This is a genomic window from Methylibium sp. Pch-M (assembly GCF_004136295.1).
GTDB lineage: Bacteria > Pseudomonadota > Gammaproteobacteria > Burkholderiales > Burkholderiaceae_C > Methylibium > Methylibium petroleiphilum.
Genome location: NZ_CP029606.1, coordinates 1,353,728 through 1,374,010 on the forward strand (window position 1 = coordinate 1,353,728; position 20,283 = coordinate 1,374,010).

The window sequence follows — 20,283 nt, forward strand, 5'->3', positions numbered from 1 at the left end:
CCACCTGAGGTTGCGGATCGCGGGCTACAGATACCACTTGACAAGAAGCTGCGGGTGACTCTCCTTCGTGTCGGTGCCGTACTTGTTGCGGTAGTACTGGTATTCCACGCCGAGAAAGAGCGTCGCGGGCTTGGCGTTGACCCAGGGTGACGCATCGATCATCACCTGCGGTTGCGCGAGGAACTGTGTTTTCCCGCCGTTGAACGTTGGGCCGATCAGCTTCCAGAAGCCTTCCAGCTTCCCCTGTAACTGTCCGATCGAAAACGGCGCGCCGAAGCAATGCGCCAGCCTGTAGGTTCGCCTGGAATCCACATTGCCAAAGGCATTGGCGCTGTGGTCGTCGTAAAGGGATAGCGACAAGGTCTGGAAGCCCCCGGTCACCGCAGACAAGGCCGCCTCGACACCGAGCACATAGGCGCGAGTCTCCGGACGGAACTCGCTTGACTTCGCTCCGGCGACCAGGCCGGCAAGCAGCCCGACATCCTTGATCGGCCCAAGCGTGGCAGGCGTGTTAAGCAGCTTGGAAGCGCTCAAGGTGTGGTACCACTCGGCGAAGAAGTCGAGAGGAGCCTCGCGTTCACCAGACACTGCGCCCAACTCGTCGCGGCTGGACTTGGCGATATCGACGTAGGCGTAGTTGCTGCCGAGCGCATAGGCGTTGGTGTACTCGGCGGTGACGATGCGCTTTGTCACCCGGCGATCGTTGAAAGGCTCCTTGAAGCGAGTGCTGTAGAGGTACTGCATGTCGAAGCTCGACCAGTCCGCAGCGATTGCCTGATACGGACACAGCGCGGCGGCGATCACCCACGCACCGCCTCGGTTGAACATGGACTTCATGGGAATCTCCAGAATTTCGGCAAGGCTCCGCCCTGCCGGGTTGACGGCAAAAACTCGATCAGAACGATCAGGGGTTAGCGCAGCTTGCGAAACTTCTGCGGTGGCGGAAGGCCCTCGGCGCGGAAGGCCCGATGAAGCGTTTCGGGTCGTCCGTAGCCGACCAAGCCGGCGATCTCGCTGAGGGAAAGTGACGAGGCGGTCAGCAGATCCTTGGCTTTCTCTATCCGCTGAACGACCAGGTAACGATGCGGTGTCACTCCGAACGTCTGCTTGAAAGCTCTCGAGAAGTGAAACTCACTCAAGCTCGACAGCGTCGCCAGATCTTGAACCGAGATGCGCTGGTCCAAGTTGAAGTGGATGTACTCGAGCACCTTCTTGCGTTTGTGTCCCGCCAGTCCGCCCAGCCTTTTCTGGCTCGATCGGTGCATCAGGGCCGTCAGCTCCATGATCAAGTAGCGAGCCGAGGCCGACAGGTACTGCAACGGCTCCACGGACTCGGTCTGCATCTCAAACCACAGCTGGCGCACAACCGCCGAAACGAACGAGTCGGCAATCTTGCGGTCGTGCAGGGCCCCGAAGCACAGGCCTGGTACGCCAGCGTTCTCACCGAAACTCAAAAATTCGGGCGTGAGCGGGATGCTCATCAACAAGAACGTGTGCGTATGGTCGAACTCGTAGTAGGACTCCACACCAGGCTGGCGGAGCAGAATGTCGCCCGGTTCGATGCACGACGAACGCCGGGCGCCACCGAGTTCGAAGGTCGCGTTCCCTCGTCCCGCAACTTGAACGCCGATCCACAATTCGGGAGTCGCCAAGTGGGGGTAAGCGCCGGCTGGTTGCTTGGCAAGAACAAGGTAGGGCGCTGAACGACCGAACGATCGGCTGCGTTCAACAAATCCGCTGTAGGGCCCGGTGGAGTAGAGCTCGAGCCCCGTTGGCCTTGAGCCAAGGCTTGCAGTCATGTCGCCCATGGTGCCCTCCAGCAAGTGCCCCGGTTGCTACTTCAAGGTCAGCAGGTAGTCGACGAGGGCTTCGCGAACCTCCGCATCTTCCATTCTCACGACCATCGTCGTGCCGGGAACGGCTTTCACTGGATCATGGAGGTAGCGATTCAAGGAATCTCGGTCCCACACGAAACCCGATTGGCGCAATGCTTCCGAGCCACTCGTTGAACCCGCCTTGCGTCCCGATAGGCCGAATAGCGAGGGGCCGGTCTTCATCACCCCAGGTTCGACGCTGTGGCAGCCCATGCATACGGCCTTGTAAGCCCGCTGGCCCAGGGTGCCGTCGCTCTTCGAGGCCTGCGCGAAACCTTCGGTGGTCGACAAGGTGCAAGCGAGCAAGACCACGACACCAAGCACACGAGAGGTGGTCACTTGTAGTACCTCGCATACGGCGTGGCCGCGCAGTTGTCGCCCTTGAGGTAGTTGTTGTACTCGGCAGGCTCGAGATCGCCCCACTTGGGGATCATGATGAAGCGAAAGCCGTCCGGGTCTTTGAAGCTGATGCTGCAGTAGCTGTCCCACCAGGGGTTGTGGGCCTTGACCGGCTTGTAGCCCAGCGCGATCAGGCGATCCGCAATCTGGACGATCTTGCTCCAGTCGGGGCTGTAGAAGACCAAGTTGGTGTCGTCGTTCTTGACCTCACCGGGGCTACCTTTCGTCTCGGTGGTGAACTCGATGTTCAGTGCCTCCGGGTGCAGACCCAGCGTTTCACCGGCCCCGAGGATCACGCCCGAGAAGCCCTGATGCTCCTCGAAGGACTGGATGACTGGGAAGCCGACCCCCTCGCTGTAGAAGCGCTTGTTCTCGGCCAACTTGTCGGTGGGGCGGCCGACGCGTATGACCGAAACGCCCCATGGGTTGTTGGGCATCGTCGTGCTCTTGTAATTGGGCGCCGCGGGTTTTTGAGTGTTGGCAGGCGCGGCGTTGGCGCCGAACGCGAGGACCAAGCCTGCCAGTAGCGGGAGAAGATGTACGTGCGTCTTCATGTGGGTTCCTGTCGAGACAGCACCAAGAGTGGTGTGAAAGCAGGTTAGGTGGCGCACCCAGGGGCCCCATCGCGGATAACCCGAGATCGACACGGCGCGAGTCCAGATCCGCAGCAGTTCTGGCAAGTCACCGCAGTTTCAGTATGTCGCCTGGATGCGAAATGAGTGCGACGACGTGCACGCGAAGCGATCCGACTTCACACGTGGCTAGACGACTTGCGAATTGACGGAATCGGCTGGATGCGCTTAGCCCCTTCGGGGCCTGCAATCGAGCTGTGAGCCGCCGTTGCACCGCTACCAAACTAACGGTGGACGGCAAGAGCGGTTCGAGGAAGCCCCGGCCGCTCGCCAAGACTTCCACCCTCAACTCAAGTCCGCGACGACGGCCCGTAGAACGGCTGCCGCGCCGGCTCGCCGTCCAGGTAGTTCGCGTAGAAGCGCTTCACGTGCGGGAACACCGCCTTCGACAGCTGGCAGCGGCTCTCCTCGCGCGTCCAGCACGGAGATGTCCTCGTCCTGGAACGGGTAGGTGGCGGCCTGGTAGTCGAAGGGCAGGCGCAGCTGGCGGCGCTGGGGCGCAAGGTGCTGTGGGAGGGCGCACAGGACGTGCTGTTCGAGTGGGAAGCGCACGCACAGCCGGCGCGCGGCCCATTCTTTCAGGACGCGAAACACTGACTTGGCTCCTGCGGCGATTCCGCCGTGAGGACGATTCGGCCACAGTGACGGTCGCGCGCAGCCCTTGCCGCGCGGCCACCTCACGGAGCCTGTCATGTCCCACGCGTTTGCCGACATCGCCTTCACACCGTCCGTCAAGGCCGCGCAGCAGCGCGACGGCAGCCGGGCTGGCTATGCCCGCAGCTTCGAAGGCGACGCCCCGGCGTCCCATGATCGCCTGGGCGAGGCGGAGCTCGAGTTCATTGCCGCGCAGCGCAGCTTCTACCTGGCCACCGTGTCCGAAGCCGGTTGGCCCTACGTGCAGCACCGAGGCGGCCCGAAAGGCTTCCTGAAGGCACTGGACGACCGAACGCTGGCCTTCGCCGACTACGCCGGCAACCGGCAGCTCATCAGCGTGGGCAACCTGGCCGTGAACGACCGTGTCTCGCTGATCCTGGTGGACTACGCACACCGCGTGCGCCTGAAGCTGCTCGGTCGCCTGGCGGTGAAGGACCTGGCGCCCGACGATGCGCTGGCCAAGGCCCTGATCGACCCGGCCTATCGCGCGCGGCCGCAACGCGCCATGGTCATCACCGTCGAGGGCTACGACTGGAACTGCCCGCAGCACATCCCGGTCCGCTTCGATGCGGAAGACGTGCAGCGCGCGCTCGACGAACGGGACCAGCGCATCGTCGCGCTGGAAGCCCGACTCGCGGCCTTGGATGCACCCGGCGGCGGCACCGCGGCCGGTCCGCCGCGGCCGTCATGAACCGCGTCAGTTCAACGCCGGATCGCCGCGCAGCCGATCGACGGCCAGGTCGACGAAAGCGCGCACCTTCTGTGTCGCGCGCCGCCCCTCGTGGTGGACGACGTGCACCGGCAGCGGCGCCGACTCGTAGGCCTCGAGCACGACCTGCAGCGCACCGCTGCGCAGATGCGCGGCGACCTGGTAGCTCAACAGCCGCGTGATGCCCAGACCCGCCAGGGTGGCCGCAATGGCGGAGTCGTTCGTGACCGTGCGCATGCGGGGCTGCACGCGCTGCAGGAGAACCTTGCCCGCGTTGTTGAATCGCCATTCCGACACCGGGTTCACCCCGGCCGCGGACACGAGGGTGTGGTCGGCCAGGTCTTCCGGCCGCCGGGGCACGCCATGTGCCTGAAGGTAGGCCGGGGCGGCCACCGCCACGCGGCTGACGCGCCCCACGCGAACCGCCTGCAACGATGAATCGGGCAGCTCGCCGATCCGCACCGCGACGTCGACCCCTTCCTCGACGACGTTGACGACCCGGTCGAGGAACAGGCACTGAGCCTCCACTTCCGGAAAGCGCTGCAGGTAGCTGACGAGGATGGGCGTCACGTAGAGCTGCCCGAACAGCACCGGCGCCGTGAGCGTGAGCGTGCCCCGTGGCGTGGCGTGGGTGCCGGTGGCGGTGATCTCGGCCTCGTCGATGTCGGCCAGGATGCGGCGGCAGTCCTCCGCGAAGCGCGCTCCGGCATCGGTCACGCGGACGACGCGTGTCGTCCGCGTCAGCAGCCGCAGGCCCAGCCGCTCCTCGAGCTCGGCCACGGCGCGCGTCACGACCGGCGGCGACAGGTTGAGCTTGCGCGCCGCACTGGCGAAGCCGCCGCTGTCGACGACAGCGACGAAGGTGGTCATGGCCTGCAGGCGATCCATGTCGTTGCGCGTTCGGAAAGTCCGCCGGAGGTGGCCCGGCGATTCTCCATGCAAGCGATGCGCACCGGGCGCGCGGAAAGTGTCCGGAAAGCGCGGCAACGCCACAGTCGCGGTCCATTGCAACCACCGCCATGGCTCCCCGCCTCCGCTCGCCATGAACCTCAGCCTGCTGGCCACGGCCTTCATCGCAGCCTACTCGGCCGCGTCCATCGCCTACGTCTATCGCTGGCGCGGCAGGGTTCGCTATGCCAGCTTCGCGCAGTACGCGCGCAAGAGCTGGCCGGTCTTCGCCCCCTTGAACTGCCTGATGTACCTGACGACCCAGCCGTGGGCGCGCCGGCCGGTCCTGGACGCCAGCTACCTGGAGAACATCGGCGTCCTCCGGGCCCACTGGACAAGCCTGCGTGACGAGGCGCTCGCACTCCACGCGAGCGGCGCGCTCGACGCGGCCCGGAGCCCGGGTTCGGCCGGCTACCACGACGTGGGCTTCCGCACGTTCTACAAGCGCGGCTGGAGCAAGTTCTACCTGAAGTGGTACGGCAGCACCCACCGGTCCGCCCAGCGGCTATGCCCCCGGACCCTGGCCTTGCTCGACCAGGTGCCGGCGATCCGCGGCGCCATGTTCTCCGTGCTGCCGCCGGGGGCCGAGCTGTCGCTGCACTCGGACCCGATGGCCTGCTCGTTCCGCTACCACCTGGCGCTGGCCACGCCGAACTCGGAGCGCTGCCGCATCGAGGTCGACGGCCAGCCCTGCCCCTGGTACGACGGCGAGGACTTCGTGTTCGACGAAACCTACCCGCACACCGCGCGCAACGACACCGACGTGCCACGCATCATCCTGCTGTGCGACGTGGACCGGCCGATGAACGCCCCCGGACGCGTCGTCCACGCCGCCTACCGCCTCTTGGCCAGAACCACCGTGGTCCCCAACACGCCGGAGGACGAGCGCGGGCTGTTCAGCATGCTGTTCCGCCGCGTGGCGCCCTGGCGCGCGCGGGCGCTGCGCCTGCGCGACCGGAACCGCGCTCTCTACAAGGCCTTGAAGCTCACGCTCAACACCACGTTGCTGGGGGCGCTCGGGGCCGTCGTGTTCGCCGTCCTCAACGCCGTCGAGTGGATCCTGTCCTGAGCGTCAGGGCTGCCCCTCGGCGGGCCCCGCGTCGGCACTCGACAGCACGATGCGCAGCCCCGGCTCGGCCCGCTGCGCGCGAAGCGTCCAGCCGTGGGCCACGGCGATCTCCTGGCAGATGGCCAGGCCCAGTCCCGCGCCCTCGTCGCGACGATGGGCGCCGCGCCAGAAGCGGGTGAAGATCCTCGGCAGCTGGTCCTGCGCAACGCCCGGCCCCCAATCGCGCACCGACAGGGCCGTGGCCTCGATGTCCACGCTCACGAGCGTCCCGGGAGGCGTGTGCTGGATGGCGTTCTCCAGCAGGTTCTTCAGCAGCGTGAACAGCGCGCCGCGGTCGGCGGTCCAGCGGACGCCAGCGCCGGGCTCCGGCAGCTCCAGCCGCACGCTGGCCGCGTCTGCCATGCGCTGCAGGAAGCCGGCCGCCTCGTGCACCACCTCATGCACGTCGACCACGGTGGGGCGGTAGTTCTGCACCTCGCTCGCCTCCGCCAGATGCAGCAGCTGCTGCACCTGCCGGCTCATGTGCTCGACGTCGCGCAGCAGCATGCCGCGTTCGGGCGACGGCGCACTCAGCTCGATCTGCGCCCGCACCAGCGCCAGCGGCGTCTTGAGTTCATGCGCCGCGGTTGCCAGGAATTCCTGCTGGATGCGGTAACCCTGCTCCAGGCGCTCGAGCACCCGGTTGAAGCTGTCCACCAGCGGCGTGATCTCGCTCGGCACCGCGCGGGTCGGCAGTCGTGCGTGCAGCGAGCGCGGAGAGATCCCGGCCGCAGCCTCCGAGATCCGCCGCACCGGCTTCAGCGCCAGCCTCAGCGCGACGTAGACGCAGGGGCCGAAGACGAGCAGCAGCACCAGGATGAACAAGGTCACGCCGGCCCCGGTGAACGGCAGCGCGAAGGCCTGGTACATGAGGTGCATGAAGCGGCGGCTGATCGCCATCTGCACGTACCAGATTTGGCCGTTGCGCTCCACGGCCGCGGTGGCGCCGCGCATCGCGACCCCTTCGCGCTCGAACTCGAAGCGCCCCTCCTTCGGTGGACCCGCGACCGTCGTGGCCGGCCAGAAGCTCGCGCCGGCGGCGGAGTGCAGGATCACCTTCCCCGAGGCGTCCATCACGCGGTACGCACCCTCCTGCTTCAGGCTCTCGAAGATCCACTCCAGATTGAAGTCCTCCTGGAGGTCGAAGCTGAAGTTGCGGTCGAGCCGGTTGTCGCCGATGCCGACGGGGATGCCGCGGCTGTCGAAACGCAGCTCCTCGGCCATGTCCCGGGTGGCGTCGGCAACGTCGAGCCCCGACAGCACGTCGCCCTGCGTGTGCACGATCGCCAGCGCCGTCAGCACGATGAGGGCGACGCTGAGCACCGCGCCGACCACATAGGCGATCAAGACCTTGACGCTGAGGCTATTGAGCCAGCCCATCTTCACGAAGCGCATAGCCGAGGCCTCTCACGTTGACGATCGTCTGCCGCGAGCCCACGGCGCGCAGCTTGCGGCGAATGCGGTGCAGGGCCACGTCCAGGGCATTGGGCGTGACCGCCTCGCTCAGGCCCCAGGCCGCGGCCTCCAGCGCCGAGCGGCGCACCGTGTCGCCGCCCTTGCGGGCCAGCAGCAGCATGATCTGCATCTCCGACGCCGCCAGCGACACGCGCTCCTCGCCGCAGTGGAGCATGCCGTCGGCGGGCCGCAGCTGCAGGTCGCCGTACCCCGGCGTGAGCGGCAGGCACTCGACCGGACGGCGCAGCAGCGCGCGCACGCGTGCCACCAGCTCGTCCATCGCGAAGGGCTTGGGCAGGTAGTCGTCGGCACCGGCGTCCAGGCCTTCGACCCGGTCGTTCAGCGCGTCGCGTGCCGTCAGCACCAGGCAGGGAATGCTCAGCTGGAAGTCCCGCAGCCGCTTCAGCAGGGCCAGTCCGTCGCCGTCGGGCAGCCCGCGATCGAGGACCATCGCGCCGTAGGGCACCTGGTGCAGGGCCGACCAGGCGGCATCGACGCGCTGCACGCAATCGACGGCGATGCCGGCCGCGGTCAGCCCGTTGCTCACCAGGTGCGCAAGTCGCTCATGGTCTTCGACCAGCAGGATCCGGCTCATCAGAAACTGTACAGATAACCCAGCATCACGCGGTTCGAGCTGGAGCGGTCCACGAGCGGGCTGTCCTTGATGCTGCTCGCGAGGCGCGTCGCGGAAACGTCGAGCATCAAAGAATGGTGGCGGTCGAACAGGTACATGGTGCGCAGGCCGAGCTCCACGTCCACCCCCGACTTGCCCGCGTAGGCCGCACGCCCGGCCGTGGCCTCGGCAGCCCGGACGCCGTAGTAGTAGTCCACGTACTTCCTGTCCAGCCAATGGGCCGTGAGGTGCGGCACCAGCATCAGCCGGTTGCCGAAGTGCCAGTTCTTCTCCAAACCCAGGCTGAAGCGCTGGCCTTTGCTGTGGCCGGAAGCGTCCGCGATCCACTGCAGGCTGACTTCGGCCACCTCGTTGTCCCACTCGGCCTTGGCCCCGCCCCAGAAGCCGCTCTTGCGTTCCGCCATGCCGGCGAGGAAGGGCGAGTCGCTGGCCTCGTAGCCCGCGAACTCCATCTTGCCCACCAGGCCGAACTTGACGCGTCCGGCGTCGCGCAGATCGAGGCCGGGCAGCTTGATCTCCAGGCCCGGACCGCCCACCTTCACGTACTCGTTCTCGAAGCGGATCATCGGCAGTGCCTTGGTCTCGCGGTCCACGCCCCTGTACGGCGACTGCGAGTTGATCACGGCCAGACCCAGACCCCAGGAGCTGCCCTCCTCGTCCCCGGGGCCTCCGCGTCCGGCAGGCTGGGCCGCGACGGTCGAGACCGCAGCGCCCAGCACGACGGCCAGTGCGGACAGGCTCGCCGCGCGCCGCATCGAAGTCGAAGTCGAGGTGCGCCGGCTCGTCAGGTGAGGAAGTGACATGGCTTGCTCTGGGAAGTCGTTGAGGAGCCGGGATCATTTCCGGCCGACTCTTACCGCGCACTTTCCTATCGACGTGCAGGCGCGGTCGTTCGGAAAGGAGATGGAAAGACAGGCCGCACGACGATGCCAGCGGCCGTGCGTGGCCGTGCAACCGAGCAGCGATCGCCAGCGATGGGGACGCCTCGCCAGAACCGATGACTCTCACCGTGGGCCGCCGACACAGCGCGCCTTGCTTCGCAGTGCTGCTCTTGCTTGCCGGCTGCGCGACCACGTCGCCGGACACGACACCGGGCAGCGCTGCTGCCCCCGTGCCCGCGCAGTGGCACGCGCCCTTGCCGCAGGACATGGCCCACGGCGGCGACCTGGCCGACCTGAGCCGCTGGTGGGCGCAGTTCGACGATCCCCTGCTGCTGCGCCTCGTCGAGGCCGGCCAGCAGGTCAGCGCCACGCTGGCGCAGGCCGGCGCGCGCATCGCCGACGCGCGTGCGGCCCGCACCGCGGCCGGCGCCGCAGGGTTGCCGACGCTGGACGCCGTCGCCAGCGCGAGCCGAGGCCGGGCCACGCCGGGCGAACCCGTCGCCACGACTTCGTCGGTCGGGCTGCAGGCCAGCTGGGAACTCGACTTGTTCGGTGCGCATCGCGCCGGCGCGCGGGCCGCGCAGGCACGCCTGGAGTCCAGCCGCGCCGGCTGGCACGAGGCGCGCGTCGCGGTCGCCGCCGAGGTGGCCTCCACCTACGTGGGCCTGCGCGCCTGCGAGGCGCAGCTGGTGCAGACGGCTCTGGACGTCCGCTCGCGCGCCGAGACCTCGCGCCTCACCACGCTGGCCGCGAACGCCGGCTTCCAGGCGCCTGCAGCCGCCGACCTGGCACGCGCCAGCACGGCCCAGGGCAATGCGGCCCTCACCCAGCAGCGCGCTCAGTGCGACATCGCGGTCAAGTCCCTGGTCGCGCTCACCGCCGTCGATGAAATTGCGTTGCGCCGCGAACTCGTCGCGGTGACCGCGCTGCTTCCGCAACCCGTCGCGCTGAACGTCGCCGCGGTGCCGGCCGTGGCGCTGGCCCAGCGGCCCGACATCGCCACGGCCGGCCGCGAGCTCGTCGCAGCCAGTGCCGACGCCGACCAGGCCGAGGCGCAACGCTGGCCGCGCATCTCGCTCAGCGGCAGCATCGCCGCAGCGCGGCTGCGCAGTGGCGGCGTCAGCACCGACGGCAACGCGTGGAGCATCGGCCCCATCGCCGTCACGCTGCCGCTCTTCGACGCCGGCGTGCGCCGCGCCAACGCCAAGGCCGCGAGGGCGCGCTACGCGTCGGCGCGCGTGGTCTACGCCGCGCGCCTGCGCACGGCAGTCCGCGAGGTGGAGACCGCCCTGGTCACGCTGCACAGTGCCACCGCGCGCGGCGAGGACGCGCGCACCGCCGTGGCCGGCTACGAACGTTCGTACCAGGCCACCGAGGCGCGCTACCGCGGCGGGCTGGCCAGCCTGTTCGAGCTCGAGGATGCCCGCCGCAGCCTGGTCGGCGCGCGCAGCGCACTGATCGAGCAGCAGCGCGAGTCCGTCATCGCCTGGGTCGACACCTACCGCGCCATCGGCGGCGGGTGGGGCCCGACGACGACCACGGCCGACGAGCGCACGCCATGACACCCCCTACGGATCTCTCGCCATGACGAACAGCCTCCACAGATTCCGCCGCTTCGCACCGACCCTGCTCGTGATCGCCGGGTCGATCGGTGCCTTCTGCGCGCAGATCTCCAACGCGCAGGCGCAGAGCGCGCCCCCCACCGCCAAGCCGGCCCTGGCGGTAACCGTCACCCGGCCCCAACCGGCCACCCTGCCGATCCGCGTGCCGGCCAACGGCAACATCGCCGCCTGGCAGGAGGCCAGCATCGGGACCGAGGCCAACGGTCTGCGCCTGACCGAGGTGCGGGTCAACGTCGGCGACCGCGTGCGGCGCGGGCAGGTGCTGGCGAGCTTCGAGGCCGCGCCGGTCGCCACCGAGCTCGCACAGAGCCGGGCGGCACTGGCCGAGTCCGAGGCGGCCCTCGCCGAGGCCGCCGCCAACGCGCAGCGGGCGCGCGAGCTGCAGGCCAGCGGCGCGCTCTCGGCGCAGCAGATCCACCAGTACGTGACGGCAGAGCGCATGGCCCAGGCGCGCAGCGACGCTGCCCGCGCCGTCGCACGGACGCAGGAGCTGCGTCTCGCGCAGACCCAGGTGCGCGCGCCCGACGACGGCGTGATCTCCACGCGCAGCGCCACGGTCGGTGCGGTGCTTCCTGCGGGGCAGGAGCTCTTCCGGCTGATCCGGCGCAGCCGCCTCGAGTGGCGCGCCGAGGTGGCCGCACCGCAGCTCGCGCGGCTGCGGCCGGGCCAGGGCGCGACGGTGACTCCCGTGGGCGGCGAGCCCATCCAGGGCAGCGTGCGCATGGTGGCACCTGCCGTGGACACGCAGACGCGCAACGGCCTCGTCTACGTCGACCTGCCAGCCGGCGACGCGGCGCGCGCCGGCATGTTCGCGCGCGGCGAGATCGAGGTCGGCCCGGGCAGCCCCGCGCTCACGCTGCCGCAGGCGGTGGTGCTGCAACGCGAGGGCTTCGACTACGTGCTGCGCGTCGGGCCCGACTCGCGCGTGGTTCAGACGCGCGTCAAGCTCGGCCGCCGCGCCGGCGATCGCGTCGAGGTCCTCTCGGGCATCGACGCGGCGAGCACGGTGGTCGCCACGGGCGGCGGCTTCCTCGGCGACGGTGACCTCGTCGACGTTGTCGAGGGCCGGCCGGCCGTCGGCCGCGCCGGACTGCTGGCGACGGAGCGCCGCCCATGAGCCTCAACGTCTCGTCCTGGTCGATCCGCAACCCGACGCCGGGCCTGCTGCTGTTCGTGCTGCTCACCTTCGCCGGCCTGATGGGCTTCGCGGCGATGCGGGTGCAGAACTTCCCCGACATGGACCTGTCCACGGTCACGGTCACCGCCTCGCTGCCGGGCGCGTCGCCCTCGCAGCTGGAGACCGAGGTCGCGCGCCGCATCGAGAACTCGCTGGCGACGGTGCAGGGGGTCAAGCACATCGACACCACGCTGACCGACGGCACCGCCATCATCGCCGTCGAGTTCCGGCTCGAGAAGCCCTCGCAGGAAGCGGTGGACGACGTGCGCGACGCAGTGGCGCGCGTGCGCGGCGAACTGCCAGCCGACCTGCGCGACCCGGTGATCCAGAAGACCACCACCGCCGGTGGCCCCATCCTGACCTACACAGTGGCCTCTCCGCGCCTGGACGACGAAGCCCTGTCGTGGTTCGTCGACCACCAGGTCGCCAAGTCCCTGCTTGCCGTGTCAGGCGTCGGCGCGGTCCGCCGCGTCGGCGGCGTCGCGCGCGAGATCCGCGTCGAGCTCGACCCGGCGCAGCTGCTGGCGCTCAATGCCTCGGCCGCCGACATCTCGAAGCAGCTGCGCCAGGTGCAGCAGGAGGCCCCGAGCGGCCGCACCGACTTCGGCGGCGCCGAGCAGCAGGTGCGCACCATCGCCACGGTTCGGTCGGCCGAGGAACTGGCGGCCGTCGAGCTGACGCTGGGGGACGGGCGATCCATCCGCCTGGACCAGGTCGCGACGGTGGTCGACGGCGTCGCCGATCCACGATCGGCGACGCTGCTCGACGGCAAGTCCGTGGTCGGCTTCGAGGTCACGCGCGCGCGCGGCGCCGGCGAGCTGGACGTGGCTGCTGGCGTGCGCGGCGCGCTGGAGGTGCTGCAGGCCGCGCACCCGGGTATCGAGGTGGTCGAGGCGGTGAACGCCATCGACCCGGTGCTCGAGAACTACCAAGGCTCGATGAGCCTGCTGTACGAGGGCGCGGCGCTGGCAGTGCTGGTCGTGCTGGTCTTCCTGCGCGACGGGCGCTCGACCTTCGTCGCGGCCGTGGCCTTGCCGCTGTCCATCATTCCCACCTTCGCGGTCATGCACCTGATGGGCTTCACGCTCAACACGGTGACGCTGCTGTCGCTGTCGCTGGTGGTCGGCGTGCTGGTGGACGACGCCATCGTCGAGATCGAGAACATCGCGCGCCACCTGCGCATGGGCAAGACCCCGTACCAGGCGGCAATGGAGGCCGCCGACGAGATCGGCCTGGCGGTCATCGCCACGACCTTCACGCTCGTCGCGGTGTTCCTGCCCACCGCTTTCATGGACGGCGTGGTCGGCAAGTTCTTCGTGCAGTTCGGCTGGACCGCCGCCATCGCGGTGTTCTTCTCGCTCGTCGTCGCCCGCATGCTGACCCCGATGATGGCGGCCTACCTGCTGCGCGCACCCGCGGACGCGAGCGAGCGCGAGCCCGGCTGGATGCGCACCTACCTGGGCTGGGCGCGCCGGTGCCTGCGGCACCGCCGGCTCACGCTGGCGCTGGCGTCCGCCTTCTTCGGCGTCGGCCTGTTCCTCGCGTCCACGCTGCCGGGCGCCTTCATCCCGCCCGACGACGGCTCGCGGACCCAGGTGTCGCTGACCCTGCCGCCCGGCAGCACGCTGCAGGACAGCCTGGCCCTGGCCGAGCAGGCGCGCGAGATCGTGCGACGCCACCCGCACGCCAGGACCGTCTACACGGCCGTCGGCGGCAGCCAGGGCGAATCGGGACCGGGCGACGACGGCCCGGTGGCCGGCAGCGTGCGCAACGTGGCGCTCACCGTGAACCTGTCGCATCGCGACGATCGGGCCGGCCTGACGCAGCTGCAGATCGAGCAGCAGTTCCGCGAGGCCCTGGCCGGCCTGCCCGGCGTGCGCATCAACGTCGGCGGTGGTGGGTCCGCCGAGCCCTACGAGATGGTGCTGGCCGGCGACGACGAGCGCACGCTGACCCAGGTGGCTGCGCAGGTGGAGCGCGAGCTGCGCACGATCCCCGGTATCGGCGCCGTCACGTCCACCGCCGGGCTGGTGCAGCCCGAGCTGGTGGTGCGCCCCGACTTCGCGCGCGCGGCCGACCTGGGCGTCACGTCCTCGGCCGTCGCCGAGACGCTGCGCGTGGCGATGGCCGGCGACCGCGTCGAGGACCTCGCCAAGCTCAACCTCGGCGAGCGCCAGGTGCCCGTGGTCGTCAAGCTGGCCGGCGCCGCGCGGCAGGACATCGACACGCTGAGGCAGTTGCCCGTGCCGGGCGCGCGCGGACCCGTGGCGCTGGAGAACGTGGCGACGATCGAACTGGACAGCGGCCCCATGCAGATCACGCGGCACGACCGCCGGCGCAACGTCGCCTTCGAGGTCGAGCTGGGCGAGCAGCCGCTGGGCGATGTGGAGCAGGCGGCCCTGGCCCTTCCGAGCCTGCAGCAGCTGCCGCAGGGCGTGACGCACAGCGCGAGCGGCGACGCCGAGAACATGGCCGAGCTGGCCTACAGCTTCGGCATCGCGATGCTGACGGGCGTGCTTTGCATCTACGCCGTGCTGGTGCTGCTGTTCAAGGACTTCGTGCAGCCGGTGACCATCCTCGTGGCACTCGTGCTGTCGGTGCCGGGTGCCTTTCTGGCGCTGTACGTCACGGGCTCGTCGATGTCGATGCCTTCGATGATCGGGCTGATCATGCTGATGGGGATCGCGACGAAGAACTCGATCCTGCTGGTGGACTACGCCGTCATCGCCCGCGAGCGGCAGGGCCTGGGCCGCACGGACGCGGTCATCGACGCCTGCCGCAAGCGCGCCCGGCCCATCGTGATGACGACCCTCGCGATGGGCGCCGGCATGCTGCCGGTGGCGATGGGCTGGGGCGGCGATCCGAGTTTCCGGGCACCGATGGCCATCGTCGTGATCGGCGGTCTGATCTCCTCCACCGTCCTGAGTCTGCTGGTCGTTCCGGTCGTCATCACCTACGTCGACGACGGCGTGCAGTGGCTGCGCGGCGCGGTGCACGGCCGACGCGGCGCGGATCTCGACGCCGTGCCCTCGACGGACGCGCCGCTTCACCGGTAAGTGTCCGGAAAGCCCTGCCCCGCGACGATCCCTTCCGTCTCAGTTCCTGGATCGGGAGCCTTGCATGCCGTCGACCCTCGCCTTCCCGGCCACGCTCCGCAGGCCATGCCGATCGCCGCGCTCGGCGCGCCTGGCGGCCCTGCTGCTGGCCGCCGGCCTCGGGCTCTCGGGCTGCGCCACGACGCAGGACCCCGACCCGCTGGAGTCGATGAACCGCAAGACCTTCGCGCTCAACGAGGGTGTGGACCGGTTCGTCCTGAAGCCGGCCGCCACCGCCTACGAGGCCGCCGTGCCGGCACCGGTGCGTACCGGTGTCTCGAACTTCTTTTCCAACCTGGGCGATCCCTGGTCCGGCGTGAACGCGATCCTGCAGGGTCGGGTGAAGGACGGCCTCTCCGATTTCGGCCGGTTCGGCACCAACACCACCGTCGGCCTGCTCGGCGTGATGGACGTGGCCACCGGCTGGGGCATGCCGCACCAGGGCGAGAGCTTCAACGACACCTTGCGCGTCTGGGGCGTCGCGGGCGGGGCCTACCTGGTGCTGCCCTTGTTCGGACCGTCCGATCTGCGGGGCCTCGCGGCCTGGCCGGTCAACACCCTGGCCAGTGCGCCGTCCCAGATCGGCGACGCCGGGACGGCGGGGGCGCTGACGCTGGTCGGTGTGGTGGACCAGCGTGCCCGCCTGCTGAGCGTGACCCGGATGATCGACGAGGTCGCGCTGGACAAGTACAGCTTCGTCCGCGATGCCTACCTGCAACGGCGCCTGCAGCGCGAGGCCGGCCCGGCCGGCGATGGCGATGGCGATGGCGGTGGCGACAGCGAAGGCGCGGCGGAAGCGGCCGCGCCTCGATAGCGGACCGGTGCCGCCGCCGCCCGCCCCCTCACCCCGCCCTCTCCCCGCTCGCGGGGAGAGGGTGATGTTCAGAGGGTGTCCGGCGCCTCAGACGTGGCTCGCCGCCTTCGGGTGCAGCTTCGCGTCGAAGTCGTCGAGGCTGGGAAAGCGCAGCGGCGCCAGCGTGTCCAGGCGGGCCAGGTGGCGCCGGTAGTCGACCAGGATCTGCGCGCGCTCGGCCTCGGTGATGTAGGGCACGTGCCAGCCCACGAAGGGCGGCAGCACGGTGAGGCCGGTGTAGGCCAGCGTGCCGCGCAGCAGCGGCCGCAGCATGTCGTCGAGCGGGCCGTGGATCGCGTCGGGGCCGAACATGTGCGGTCGCCCGCCCAGCGTCAGGCTGACCATCGCGCGCTTGCCGACGAGGCCGCCGCGGTCGTAGAAGCGCGTGCCGCCGTAGGTGAGACCGGAGATCAGCACGCGGTCGATCCAGCCCTTGAGCATGGCCGGCGGCGCGAACCAGAAGACCGGGAAGTTCAGGATCAGCAGGTCGCACCACAGCAGCTTGGCCACTTCGCCGCGGATGTCCTCGGCCAGCGTGCCGGCCTCGTAGCCGTGGCGCTGCTCGAGCGCATAGACCAGGTAGTCGGGGTTCTTGCGTGCGCCGAAGTCGGCCGCGCTCGCCACCGGATCGAAGCCGTCGGCGTACAGGTCGGACACCCGCACCTCGTGGCCCAGCGCGCGGAGCTGCTCGGTGGCCGTCCAGCACAGCGCGCTGCTGAAGGAGCGCGGCTCCGGATGGGCGTGGACGATGAAGACGTTCATCGCGCGCGGCGTGCTCAGCCGCCCGGCGCGGCGGCCGCGGCCGCCGCGGCACGCGCGGCCACCTCCTGCGCCCGCATCACGCTGGCCGGCGTGCCGGCGATGCCCCAGAGCTGCGGCGGGATCGGCCAGCAGCCGCCGCGCACCAGGCTGCGGTCCACGCCGAGCGTGCTGACCACCAGGTCGGTGAAGCCGGTGATCAGCGCCTGGCACTCTTCGACCGGACGGCCTTCGAGCACCAGGAAGTGGAAGAACGGTGCCGACGGGGCCCCGTCGCTGACCAGCCGGCCGGCCACCACCGCATGCTGCGGCTGGTGCAGCGTGGCGGTGACGCGCACGCGGTCCAGCGGGCTCTTCAGCACCTCGGCATAGAGCCGTGCGGAGGCGAGCAGCAGTTCGCCGATCTGGTCGTCGCTGTGGCGGCCGGCGGTGAGGCGGTATTCGAGGATGGGCATGGCGGGGGGCGGCGTTCGGTGTCAGGCCATGCCCTTGCGGCGGCCGGCGTCCATGAAGAGGGTGCTGCCGGCCAGCGCGTCGGCCTCGGGCGCGAGCAGCAGCGCGATGGCCCAGGCCACCTGCTCGGGCGTGGTGAGCGCGCCGAGGGCCGACTCGGCGCGGTACTCGTCCAGCGCCGCCTCGAGGCTGATGCCGCCGCGCGCCGCGCGGTCGGCGGCGATGCGGCGCAGCCGGTCGGTGTCGGCCGGGCCGGGCTGCACCACATGCGCCGTCACGCCGCGCGCGCCGTAGGCCCACGAATACTGGCGCATCAGGTTGGTCAGCGCCGCATTGCCCACGCCGGCGGTCGCGGCCCAGGGGTTGGGCTCGGAGCCGTAGTGCCCGCCGATGGCCACCAGCCGCGAGCCGCGCACCAGCTTGCCGTCGACCGCGCGCACCAGCCGGATCATGCCGCCGACCTTGATGTTCACCGCGTCCACCACCGCCGCGGTCGGCGCCACCAGCACGCCGCCCGCGGTGGCCACGCCGGGGCCGTGCACCACCATGCGCACCGGTGCGTCGAGCGCGGCCTGGATGGCGTCGATGGACGAGTCGTTGGAGATGTCGGCCACGCAGGGCCGCACGCCGGGCGTGGTGTCCACCAGCGAGGCCAGCGCGTCGGCCTTGCGGGCCACGGCCAGCACGCTCAGGCCTTCGGCGGCGAGGCGCCGGCTGATCACGGCGCCCATTGCGCCGGTGGCGCCCACGACGACGGCGATGTCCTTGGATTTCTGGCTCACGTTCCTGTCCTCCTCAAGCGGCCTTGCGGCTCACGTCCTTCAGCAGGCCGCGTTCCTTGGCCATGCTCATCGCGGTGTCCTCGATCATGTCTTCCTGGCCGCCGATCATCTTGCGGCGGCCCAGCTCGACCAGGATCTCGCGCGCCGGCACGCCGAAGCGCGCCGCCGCGCGCTTGGCGTGCAGCAGGAAGGTGGAGTACACGCCGGCGAAGCCCAGCGTCAGCGACTCGCGGTCCACGCGCACCAGGTGGTCCATCATCGGCACGATCACGTCCTCGGCCACGTCCATCAGCTTGAAGAGATCGACGCCGGTCTCGATGCCCATGCGGTCGCAGACCGCGAGGAATACCTCCAGCGGCGTGTTGCCGGCCCCGGCACCCAGCCCGGCCACCGAGCCGTCGATGCGGCTCGCGCCCTCCTCGATGGCGGCGATGGAGTTGGCGATGCCCATGCCCAGGTTGTGGTGGCCGTGGAAGCCGATCTCGGTCTCGGGCTTCAGCACCGCGCGCAGTGCGGCCACGCGGGCGCGCACGTCGGCCGGCAGCATGTAGCCGGCGGAGTCGGTCACGTAGACGGTCTGCGCGCCGTAGTCCTCCATCAGCTTGCCCTGCTTCGCGAGCCCTCCCGGGTCGTTCAGGTGCGCCATCATCAGGAAGCCCACCGTGTCCATGCCGAGCTTGCGCGCATAGGCGATGTGCTGCGGCGCGGTGTCGGCCTCGGTGCAGTGGGTCGCCACGGTGACGCTGCGGGCGCCGCAGTCGTAGGCCGACTGCAGCTCGCGCATCGTGCCCAGCCCGGGGATCAGCAGCACCGAGATCTTGGCCTGCTTCATCTTCGGCGCCACGGCGCTGAGGTAGGCCTCGTTGCTGGCCAGCGCGAAGCCGTGCTGCAGCGAGTTGCCGCCCAGGCCGGCGCCGTGCGTCACCTGGATCAGCGGCACGCCGGCGGCGTCGAGTGCCATCGCCACCTTGACCATCTGCTCCACCGGGATCTGCTCGCGCTTGGCATGCATGCCGTCGCGCAGGCACATGTCGTGCAGCAGGACCTTGCGGCCACGCAGGTCGGGTTCCATCGAACGTGTGGCGCTCATCAGGCAGCCTCCTTCACGGGGGTGAGTTGCAGCGTGCCGGCGAGGATCTCCTCGGCGAACATCTCCGCGGTGCGGCAGGCCGCCGCGGTCATGATGTCCAGGTTGCCGGCATAGGTGGGCAGGTAGTCGCCGAGGCCGGCCACCTGCATGAACACACTGACGCGCTTGCCGTCGAACACCGGGCCGTTGACCAGCTTGTAGCCGGGCACGTACTGCTGCACCTCCTCGATCATCGACAGCACCGAGTCGATGATGCGGGCCTGCTGCGGCTCGTCGTCGGTCAGGCAGTTGATGGTGTTGCGCATGATCATCGGCGGCTCGGCCGGGTTGATGATCGCCAGCGCCTTGCCGCGCCGCGCGCCGCCCACGCGCACCAGCGCGTCGGAGGTGGTGTAGGTGAACTCGTCGAGGTTGGCACGCGTGCCCGGGCCGATGGACTTGGAGGCGAGGCTGGCCACGATCTCGGCGTAGTCGACCGGCTGCACGCGCGCGACGGCATGCACGATGGGGATGGTGGCCTGGCCGGCGCAGGAGATCATGTTGACGTTCATCTCCAGCTTGGCGGCATGCTCGCGCAGGTTGACCGGCGGCACGCACAGCGGGCCCACGGCCGCGGGCGTGAGGTCGACCATCAGCACGCCCAGCGCATTGAGCTTGCGCGAGTTCTCGGGGTGCACGTAGGCGCTGGTGGCGTCGAAGGCGATCTGGATGCCGTCGGCCTTCACATGCGGCAGCAGGCCGTCCACGCCCTCGGCGGTGGTCTTCAGGCCCAGGTCGCGGGCGCGCTGCAGGCCTTCGGAGGCGGCGTCGATGCCGACCATCCACACCGGCTCCAGCACCGCGCTGCGCTTCAACTTGTAGATCAGGTCGGTGCCGATGTTGCCGGAGCCGATCAGGGCACAGCGGATCTTCTTCGTCGCCATCACAGGTCCTTCGCGTTCGCGGCGGCGGCCTGACGCATGGCCGCGGTCTGGCCGGCGACCGAGAAGTGCTCGACGCCGAGTTCGTTGATCAGGATGCGCACCTGGTCGGGCCGCACGTCCAGCGTGCGCACCACCGCCTCGGTGATGGCCGCGACCACGTTGCGCTTCTGCTCGACCGTGCGGCCTTCGAGCAGGTTCATCTGGATGATGGGCATGATGAAATTCCTTCGCCGTA

21 protein-coding genes are annotated in these 20,283 nt (G+C 69.7%); 6 read left to right on the forward strand and 15 right to left on the reverse strand.

The window, feature by feature from the left end:
- Positions 1–24: 24 nt before the first annotated feature.
- From C1M51_RS06395 to C1M51_RS06415, 5 genes are all read right to left on the reverse strand, one after another.
- Entirely contained in the window at positions 25–837 is an 813-nt protein-coding gene (locus C1M51_RS06395; RefSeq protein ID WP_129448734.1) for a hypothetical protein, read from the reverse strand.
- A 74-nt stretch (positions 838–911) separates the two neighbouring features.
- Positions 912–1,808, reverse strand: a complete 897-nt coding sequence (locus tag C1M51_RS06400; RefSeq protein ID WP_129448735.1) for a helix-turn-helix domain-containing protein — start codon at positions 1,806–1,808, stop codon at positions 912–914.
- Positions 1,809–1,835: 27 nt separating this feature from the next.
- Positions 1,836–2,213, reverse strand: coding sequence for a cytochrome c family protein (locus tag C1M51_RS06405; protein ID WP_129448736.1), 378 nt, complete (start codon positions 2,211–2,213; stop codon positions 1,836–1,838).
- The gene (locus C1M51_RS06410; protein ID WP_165349651.1) at positions 2,210–2,710 is read right to left on the reverse strand and encodes a VOC family protein; all 501 of its coding nucleotides are present in this window, start codon (positions 2,708–2,710) and stop codon (positions 2,210–2,212) included. The genes C1M51_RS06405 and C1M51_RS06410 overlap by 4 nt, the downstream gene beginning before the upstream one ends.
- 480 nt (positions 2,711–3,190) lie before the next feature.
- Positions 3,191–3,499 carry a hypothetical protein gene (locus C1M51_RS06415; protein WP_165349652.1) on the reverse strand — a complete coding sequence of 103 codons (309 nt, stop codon included), beginning with the start codon at positions 3,497–3,499 and terminating at the stop codon, positions 3,191–3,193.
- 97 nt (positions 3,500–3,596) lie between these two features.
- Here C1M51_RS06415 and C1M51_RS06420 point away from each other — a divergent pair, with 97 nt between their 5' ends.
- On the forward strand, positions 3,597–4,250 hold the full coding sequence (locus C1M51_RS06420) for a pyridoxamine 5'-phosphate oxidase family protein (RefSeq protein WP_129448739.1): 654 nt from the start codon (positions 3,597–3,599) through the stop codon (positions 4,248–4,250).
- Positions 4,251–4,256: 6 nt separating this feature from the next.
- Here the strand turns inward: C1M51_RS06420 and C1M51_RS06425 are convergent, their stop codons facing one another.
- The gene (locus C1M51_RS06425; protein ID WP_129448740.1) at positions 4,257–5,156 is read right to left on the reverse strand and encodes a LysR family transcriptional regulator; all 900 of its coding nucleotides are present in this window, start codon (positions 5,154–5,156) and stop codon (positions 4,257–4,259) included.
- A 154-nt stretch (positions 5,157–5,310) separates the two neighbouring features.
- Between C1M51_RS06425 and C1M51_RS06430 the strand changes: the two genes are divergently transcribed.
- A complete protein-coding gene (locus C1M51_RS06430) occupies positions 5,311–6,285 on the forward strand; it encodes an aspartyl/asparaginyl beta-hydroxylase domain-containing protein (RefSeq protein ID WP_129448741.1) in 975 nt (324 codons plus the stop codon).
- 3 nt (positions 6,286–6,288) lie between these two features.
- Here the strand turns inward: C1M51_RS06430 and C1M51_RS06435 are convergent, their stop codons facing one another.
- The 3 genes from C1M51_RS06435 to C1M51_RS06445 are packed head-to-tail and all read right to left on the reverse strand — an operon-like array spanning position 6,289 to position 9,216.
- On the reverse strand, positions 6,289–7,719 hold the full coding sequence (locus C1M51_RS06435; protein WP_129448742.1) for an ATP-binding protein: 1,431 nt from the start codon (positions 7,717–7,719) through the stop codon (positions 6,289–6,291).
- Positions 7,688–8,374: a response regulator transcription factor gene (locus C1M51_RS06440; protein WP_129448743.1), complete on the reverse strand. Its 687-nt coding sequence runs from the start codon at positions 8,372–8,374 to the stop codon at positions 7,688–7,690. Before C1M51_RS06440 ends, C1M51_RS06435 begins: the two co-directional genes overlap by 32 nt.
- Positions 8,374–9,216, reverse strand: a complete 843-nt coding sequence (locus tag C1M51_RS06445; protein WP_242499989.1) for a MipA/OmpV family protein — start codon at positions 9,214–9,216, stop codon at positions 8,374–8,376. Before C1M51_RS06445 ends, C1M51_RS06440 begins: the two co-directional genes overlap by 1 nt.
- Positions 9,217–9,410: 194 nt before the next feature.
- Here C1M51_RS06445 and C1M51_RS06450 point away from each other — a divergent pair, with 194 nt between their 5' ends.
- From C1M51_RS06450 to C1M51_RS06465, 4 genes are all read left to right on the forward strand, one after another.
- Positions 9,411–10,856 (forward strand): efflux transporter outer membrane subunit, encoded by a 1,446-nt coding sequence (locus tag C1M51_RS06450; protein WP_129448744.1) that lies wholly within the window; start codon positions 9,411–9,413, stop codon positions 10,854–10,856.
- A 22-nt stretch (positions 10,857–10,878) separates the two neighbouring features.
- The gene (locus C1M51_RS06455) at positions 10,879–12,033 is read left to right on the forward strand and encodes an efflux RND transporter periplasmic adaptor subunit (RefSeq protein WP_129448745.1); all 1,155 of its coding nucleotides are present in this window, start codon (positions 10,879–10,881) and stop codon (positions 12,031–12,033) included.
- Positions 12,030–15,149 carry an efflux RND transporter permease subunit gene (locus C1M51_RS06460; RefSeq protein ID WP_129448746.1) on the forward strand — a complete coding sequence of 1,040 codons (3,120 nt, stop codon included), beginning with the start codon at positions 12,030–12,032 and terminating at the stop codon, positions 15,147–15,149. Before C1M51_RS06455 ends, C1M51_RS06460 begins: the two co-directional genes overlap by 4 nt.
- Before the next feature lie 64 nt (positions 15,150–15,213).
- Complete coding sequence (locus tag C1M51_RS06465) at positions 15,214–16,002, forward strand: VacJ family lipoprotein (protein ID WP_129448747.1); 789 nt, start codon at positions 15,214–15,216, stop codon at positions 16,000–16,002.
- A gap of 87 nt (positions 16,003–16,089) precedes the next feature.
- Here the strand turns inward: C1M51_RS06465 and C1M51_RS06470 are convergent, their stop codons facing one another.
- Genes C1M51_RS06470 through C1M51_RS06495 form a run of 6 tightly spaced genes read right to left on the reverse strand, consistent with a single transcriptional unit; the run spans position 16,090 to position 20,263 of the window.
- Positions 16,090–16,803 (reverse strand): NAD(P)H-dependent oxidoreductase, encoded by a 714-nt coding sequence (locus C1M51_RS06470; RefSeq protein ID WP_129448748.1) that lies wholly within the window; start codon positions 16,801–16,803, stop codon positions 16,090–16,092.
- Between the two features lie 14 nt (positions 16,804–16,817).
- The gene (locus tag C1M51_RS06475; RefSeq protein ID WP_129448749.1) at positions 16,818–17,255 is read right to left on the reverse strand and encodes a tautomerase family protein; all 438 of its coding nucleotides are present in this window, start codon (positions 17,253–17,255) and stop codon (positions 16,818–16,820) included.
- A 21-nt stretch (positions 17,256–17,276) separates the two neighbouring features.
- Complete coding sequence (locus C1M51_RS06480) at positions 17,277–18,035, reverse strand: SDR family oxidoreductase (protein ID WP_129448750.1); 759 nt, start codon at positions 18,033–18,035, stop codon at positions 17,277–17,279.
- A gap of 13 nt (positions 18,036–18,048) precedes the next feature.
- Complete coding sequence (dmpG, locus tag C1M51_RS06485; protein ID WP_129448751.1) at positions 18,049–19,125, reverse strand: 4-hydroxy-2-oxovalerate aldolase; 1,077 nt, start codon at positions 19,123–19,125, stop codon at positions 18,049–18,051.
- On the reverse strand, positions 19,125–20,048 hold the full coding sequence (locus tag C1M51_RS06490) for an acetaldehyde dehydrogenase (acetylating) (protein ID WP_036233537.1): 924 nt from the start codon (positions 20,046–20,048) through the stop codon (positions 19,125–19,127). The genes dmpG and C1M51_RS06490 overlap by 1 nt, the downstream gene beginning before the upstream one ends.
- Positions 20,048–20,263, reverse strand: a complete 216-nt coding sequence (locus C1M51_RS06495; RefSeq protein ID WP_036233539.1) for a 2-hydroxymuconate tautomerase — start codon at positions 20,261–20,263, stop codon at positions 20,048–20,050. The genes C1M51_RS06490 and C1M51_RS06495 overlap by 1 nt, the downstream gene beginning before the upstream one ends.
- Between the last annotated feature and the right edge of the window lie 20 nt (positions 20,264–20,283).

Coding starts and splice junctions, on each gene's coding strand:
- C1M51_RS06460 (WP_129448746.1), top strand. CDS start 12,030: ATGAGCCTCAACGTCTCGTCCTGGTCGATCCGCAACCCGACGCCGGGC.
- C1M51_RS06410 (WP_165349651.1), bottom strand. CDS start 2,710: ATGCCCAACAACCCATGGGGCGTTTCGGTCATACGCGTCGGCCGCCCC.
- C1M51_RS06490 (WP_036233537.1), bottom strand. CDS start 20,048: ATGGCGACGAAGAAGATCCGCTGTGCCCTGATCGGCTCCGGCAACATC.
- C1M51_RS06465 (WP_129448747.1), top strand. CDS start 15,214: ATGCCGTCGACCCTCGCCTTCCCGGCCACGCTCCGCAGGCCATGCCGA.
- C1M51_RS06440 (WP_129448743.1), bottom strand. CDS start 8,374: ATGAGCCGGATCCTGCTGGTCGAAGACCATGAGCGACTTGCGCACCTG.
- C1M51_RS06470 (WP_129448748.1), bottom strand. CDS start 16,803: ATGAACGTCTTCATCGTCCACGCCCATCCGGAGCCGCGCTCCTTCAGC.
- C1M51_RS06425 (WP_129448740.1), bottom strand. CDS start 5,156: ATGGATCGCCTGCAGGCCATGACCACCTTCGTCGCTGTCGTCGACAGC.
- C1M51_RS06445 (WP_242499989.1), bottom strand. CDS start 9,216: ATGTCACTTCCTCACCTGACGAGCCGGCGCACCTCGACTTCGACTTCG.
- C1M51_RS06475 (WP_129448749.1), bottom strand. CDS start 17,255: ATGCCCATCCTCGAATACCGCCTCACCGCCGGCCGCCACAGCGACGAC.
- C1M51_RS06400 (WP_129448735.1), bottom strand. CDS start 1,808: ATGGGCGACATGACTGCAAGCCTTGGCTCAAGGCCAACGGGGCTCGAG.
- dmpG (WP_129448751.1), bottom strand. CDS start 19,125: ATGAGCGCCACACGTTCGATGGAACCCGACCTGCGTGGCCGCAAGGTC.
- C1M51_RS06495 (WP_036233539.1), bottom strand. CDS start 20,263: ATGCCCATCATCCAGATGAACCTGCTCGAAGGCCGCACGGTCGAGCAG.
- C1M51_RS06450 (WP_129448744.1), top strand. CDS start 9,411: ATGACTCTCACCGTGGGCCGCCGACACAGCGCGCCTTGCTTCGCAGTG.
- C1M51_RS06455 (WP_129448745.1), top strand. CDS start 10,879: ATGACGAACAGCCTCCACAGATTCCGCCGCTTCGCACCGACCCTGCTC.
- C1M51_RS06430 (WP_129448741.1), top strand. CDS start 5,311: ATGAACCTCAGCCTGCTGGCCACGGCCTTCATCGCAGCCTACTCGGCC.
- C1M51_RS06420 (WP_129448739.1), top strand. CDS start 3,597: ATGTCCCACGCGTTTGCCGACATCGCCTTCACACCGTCCGTCAAGGCC.
- C1M51_RS06395 (WP_129448734.1), bottom strand. CDS start 837: ATGAAGTCCATGTTCAACCGAGGCGGTGCGTGGGTGATCGCCGCCGCG.
- C1M51_RS06435 (WP_129448742.1), bottom strand. CDS start 7,719: ATGCGCTTCGTGAAGATGGGCTGGCTCAATAGCCTCAGCGTCAAGGTC.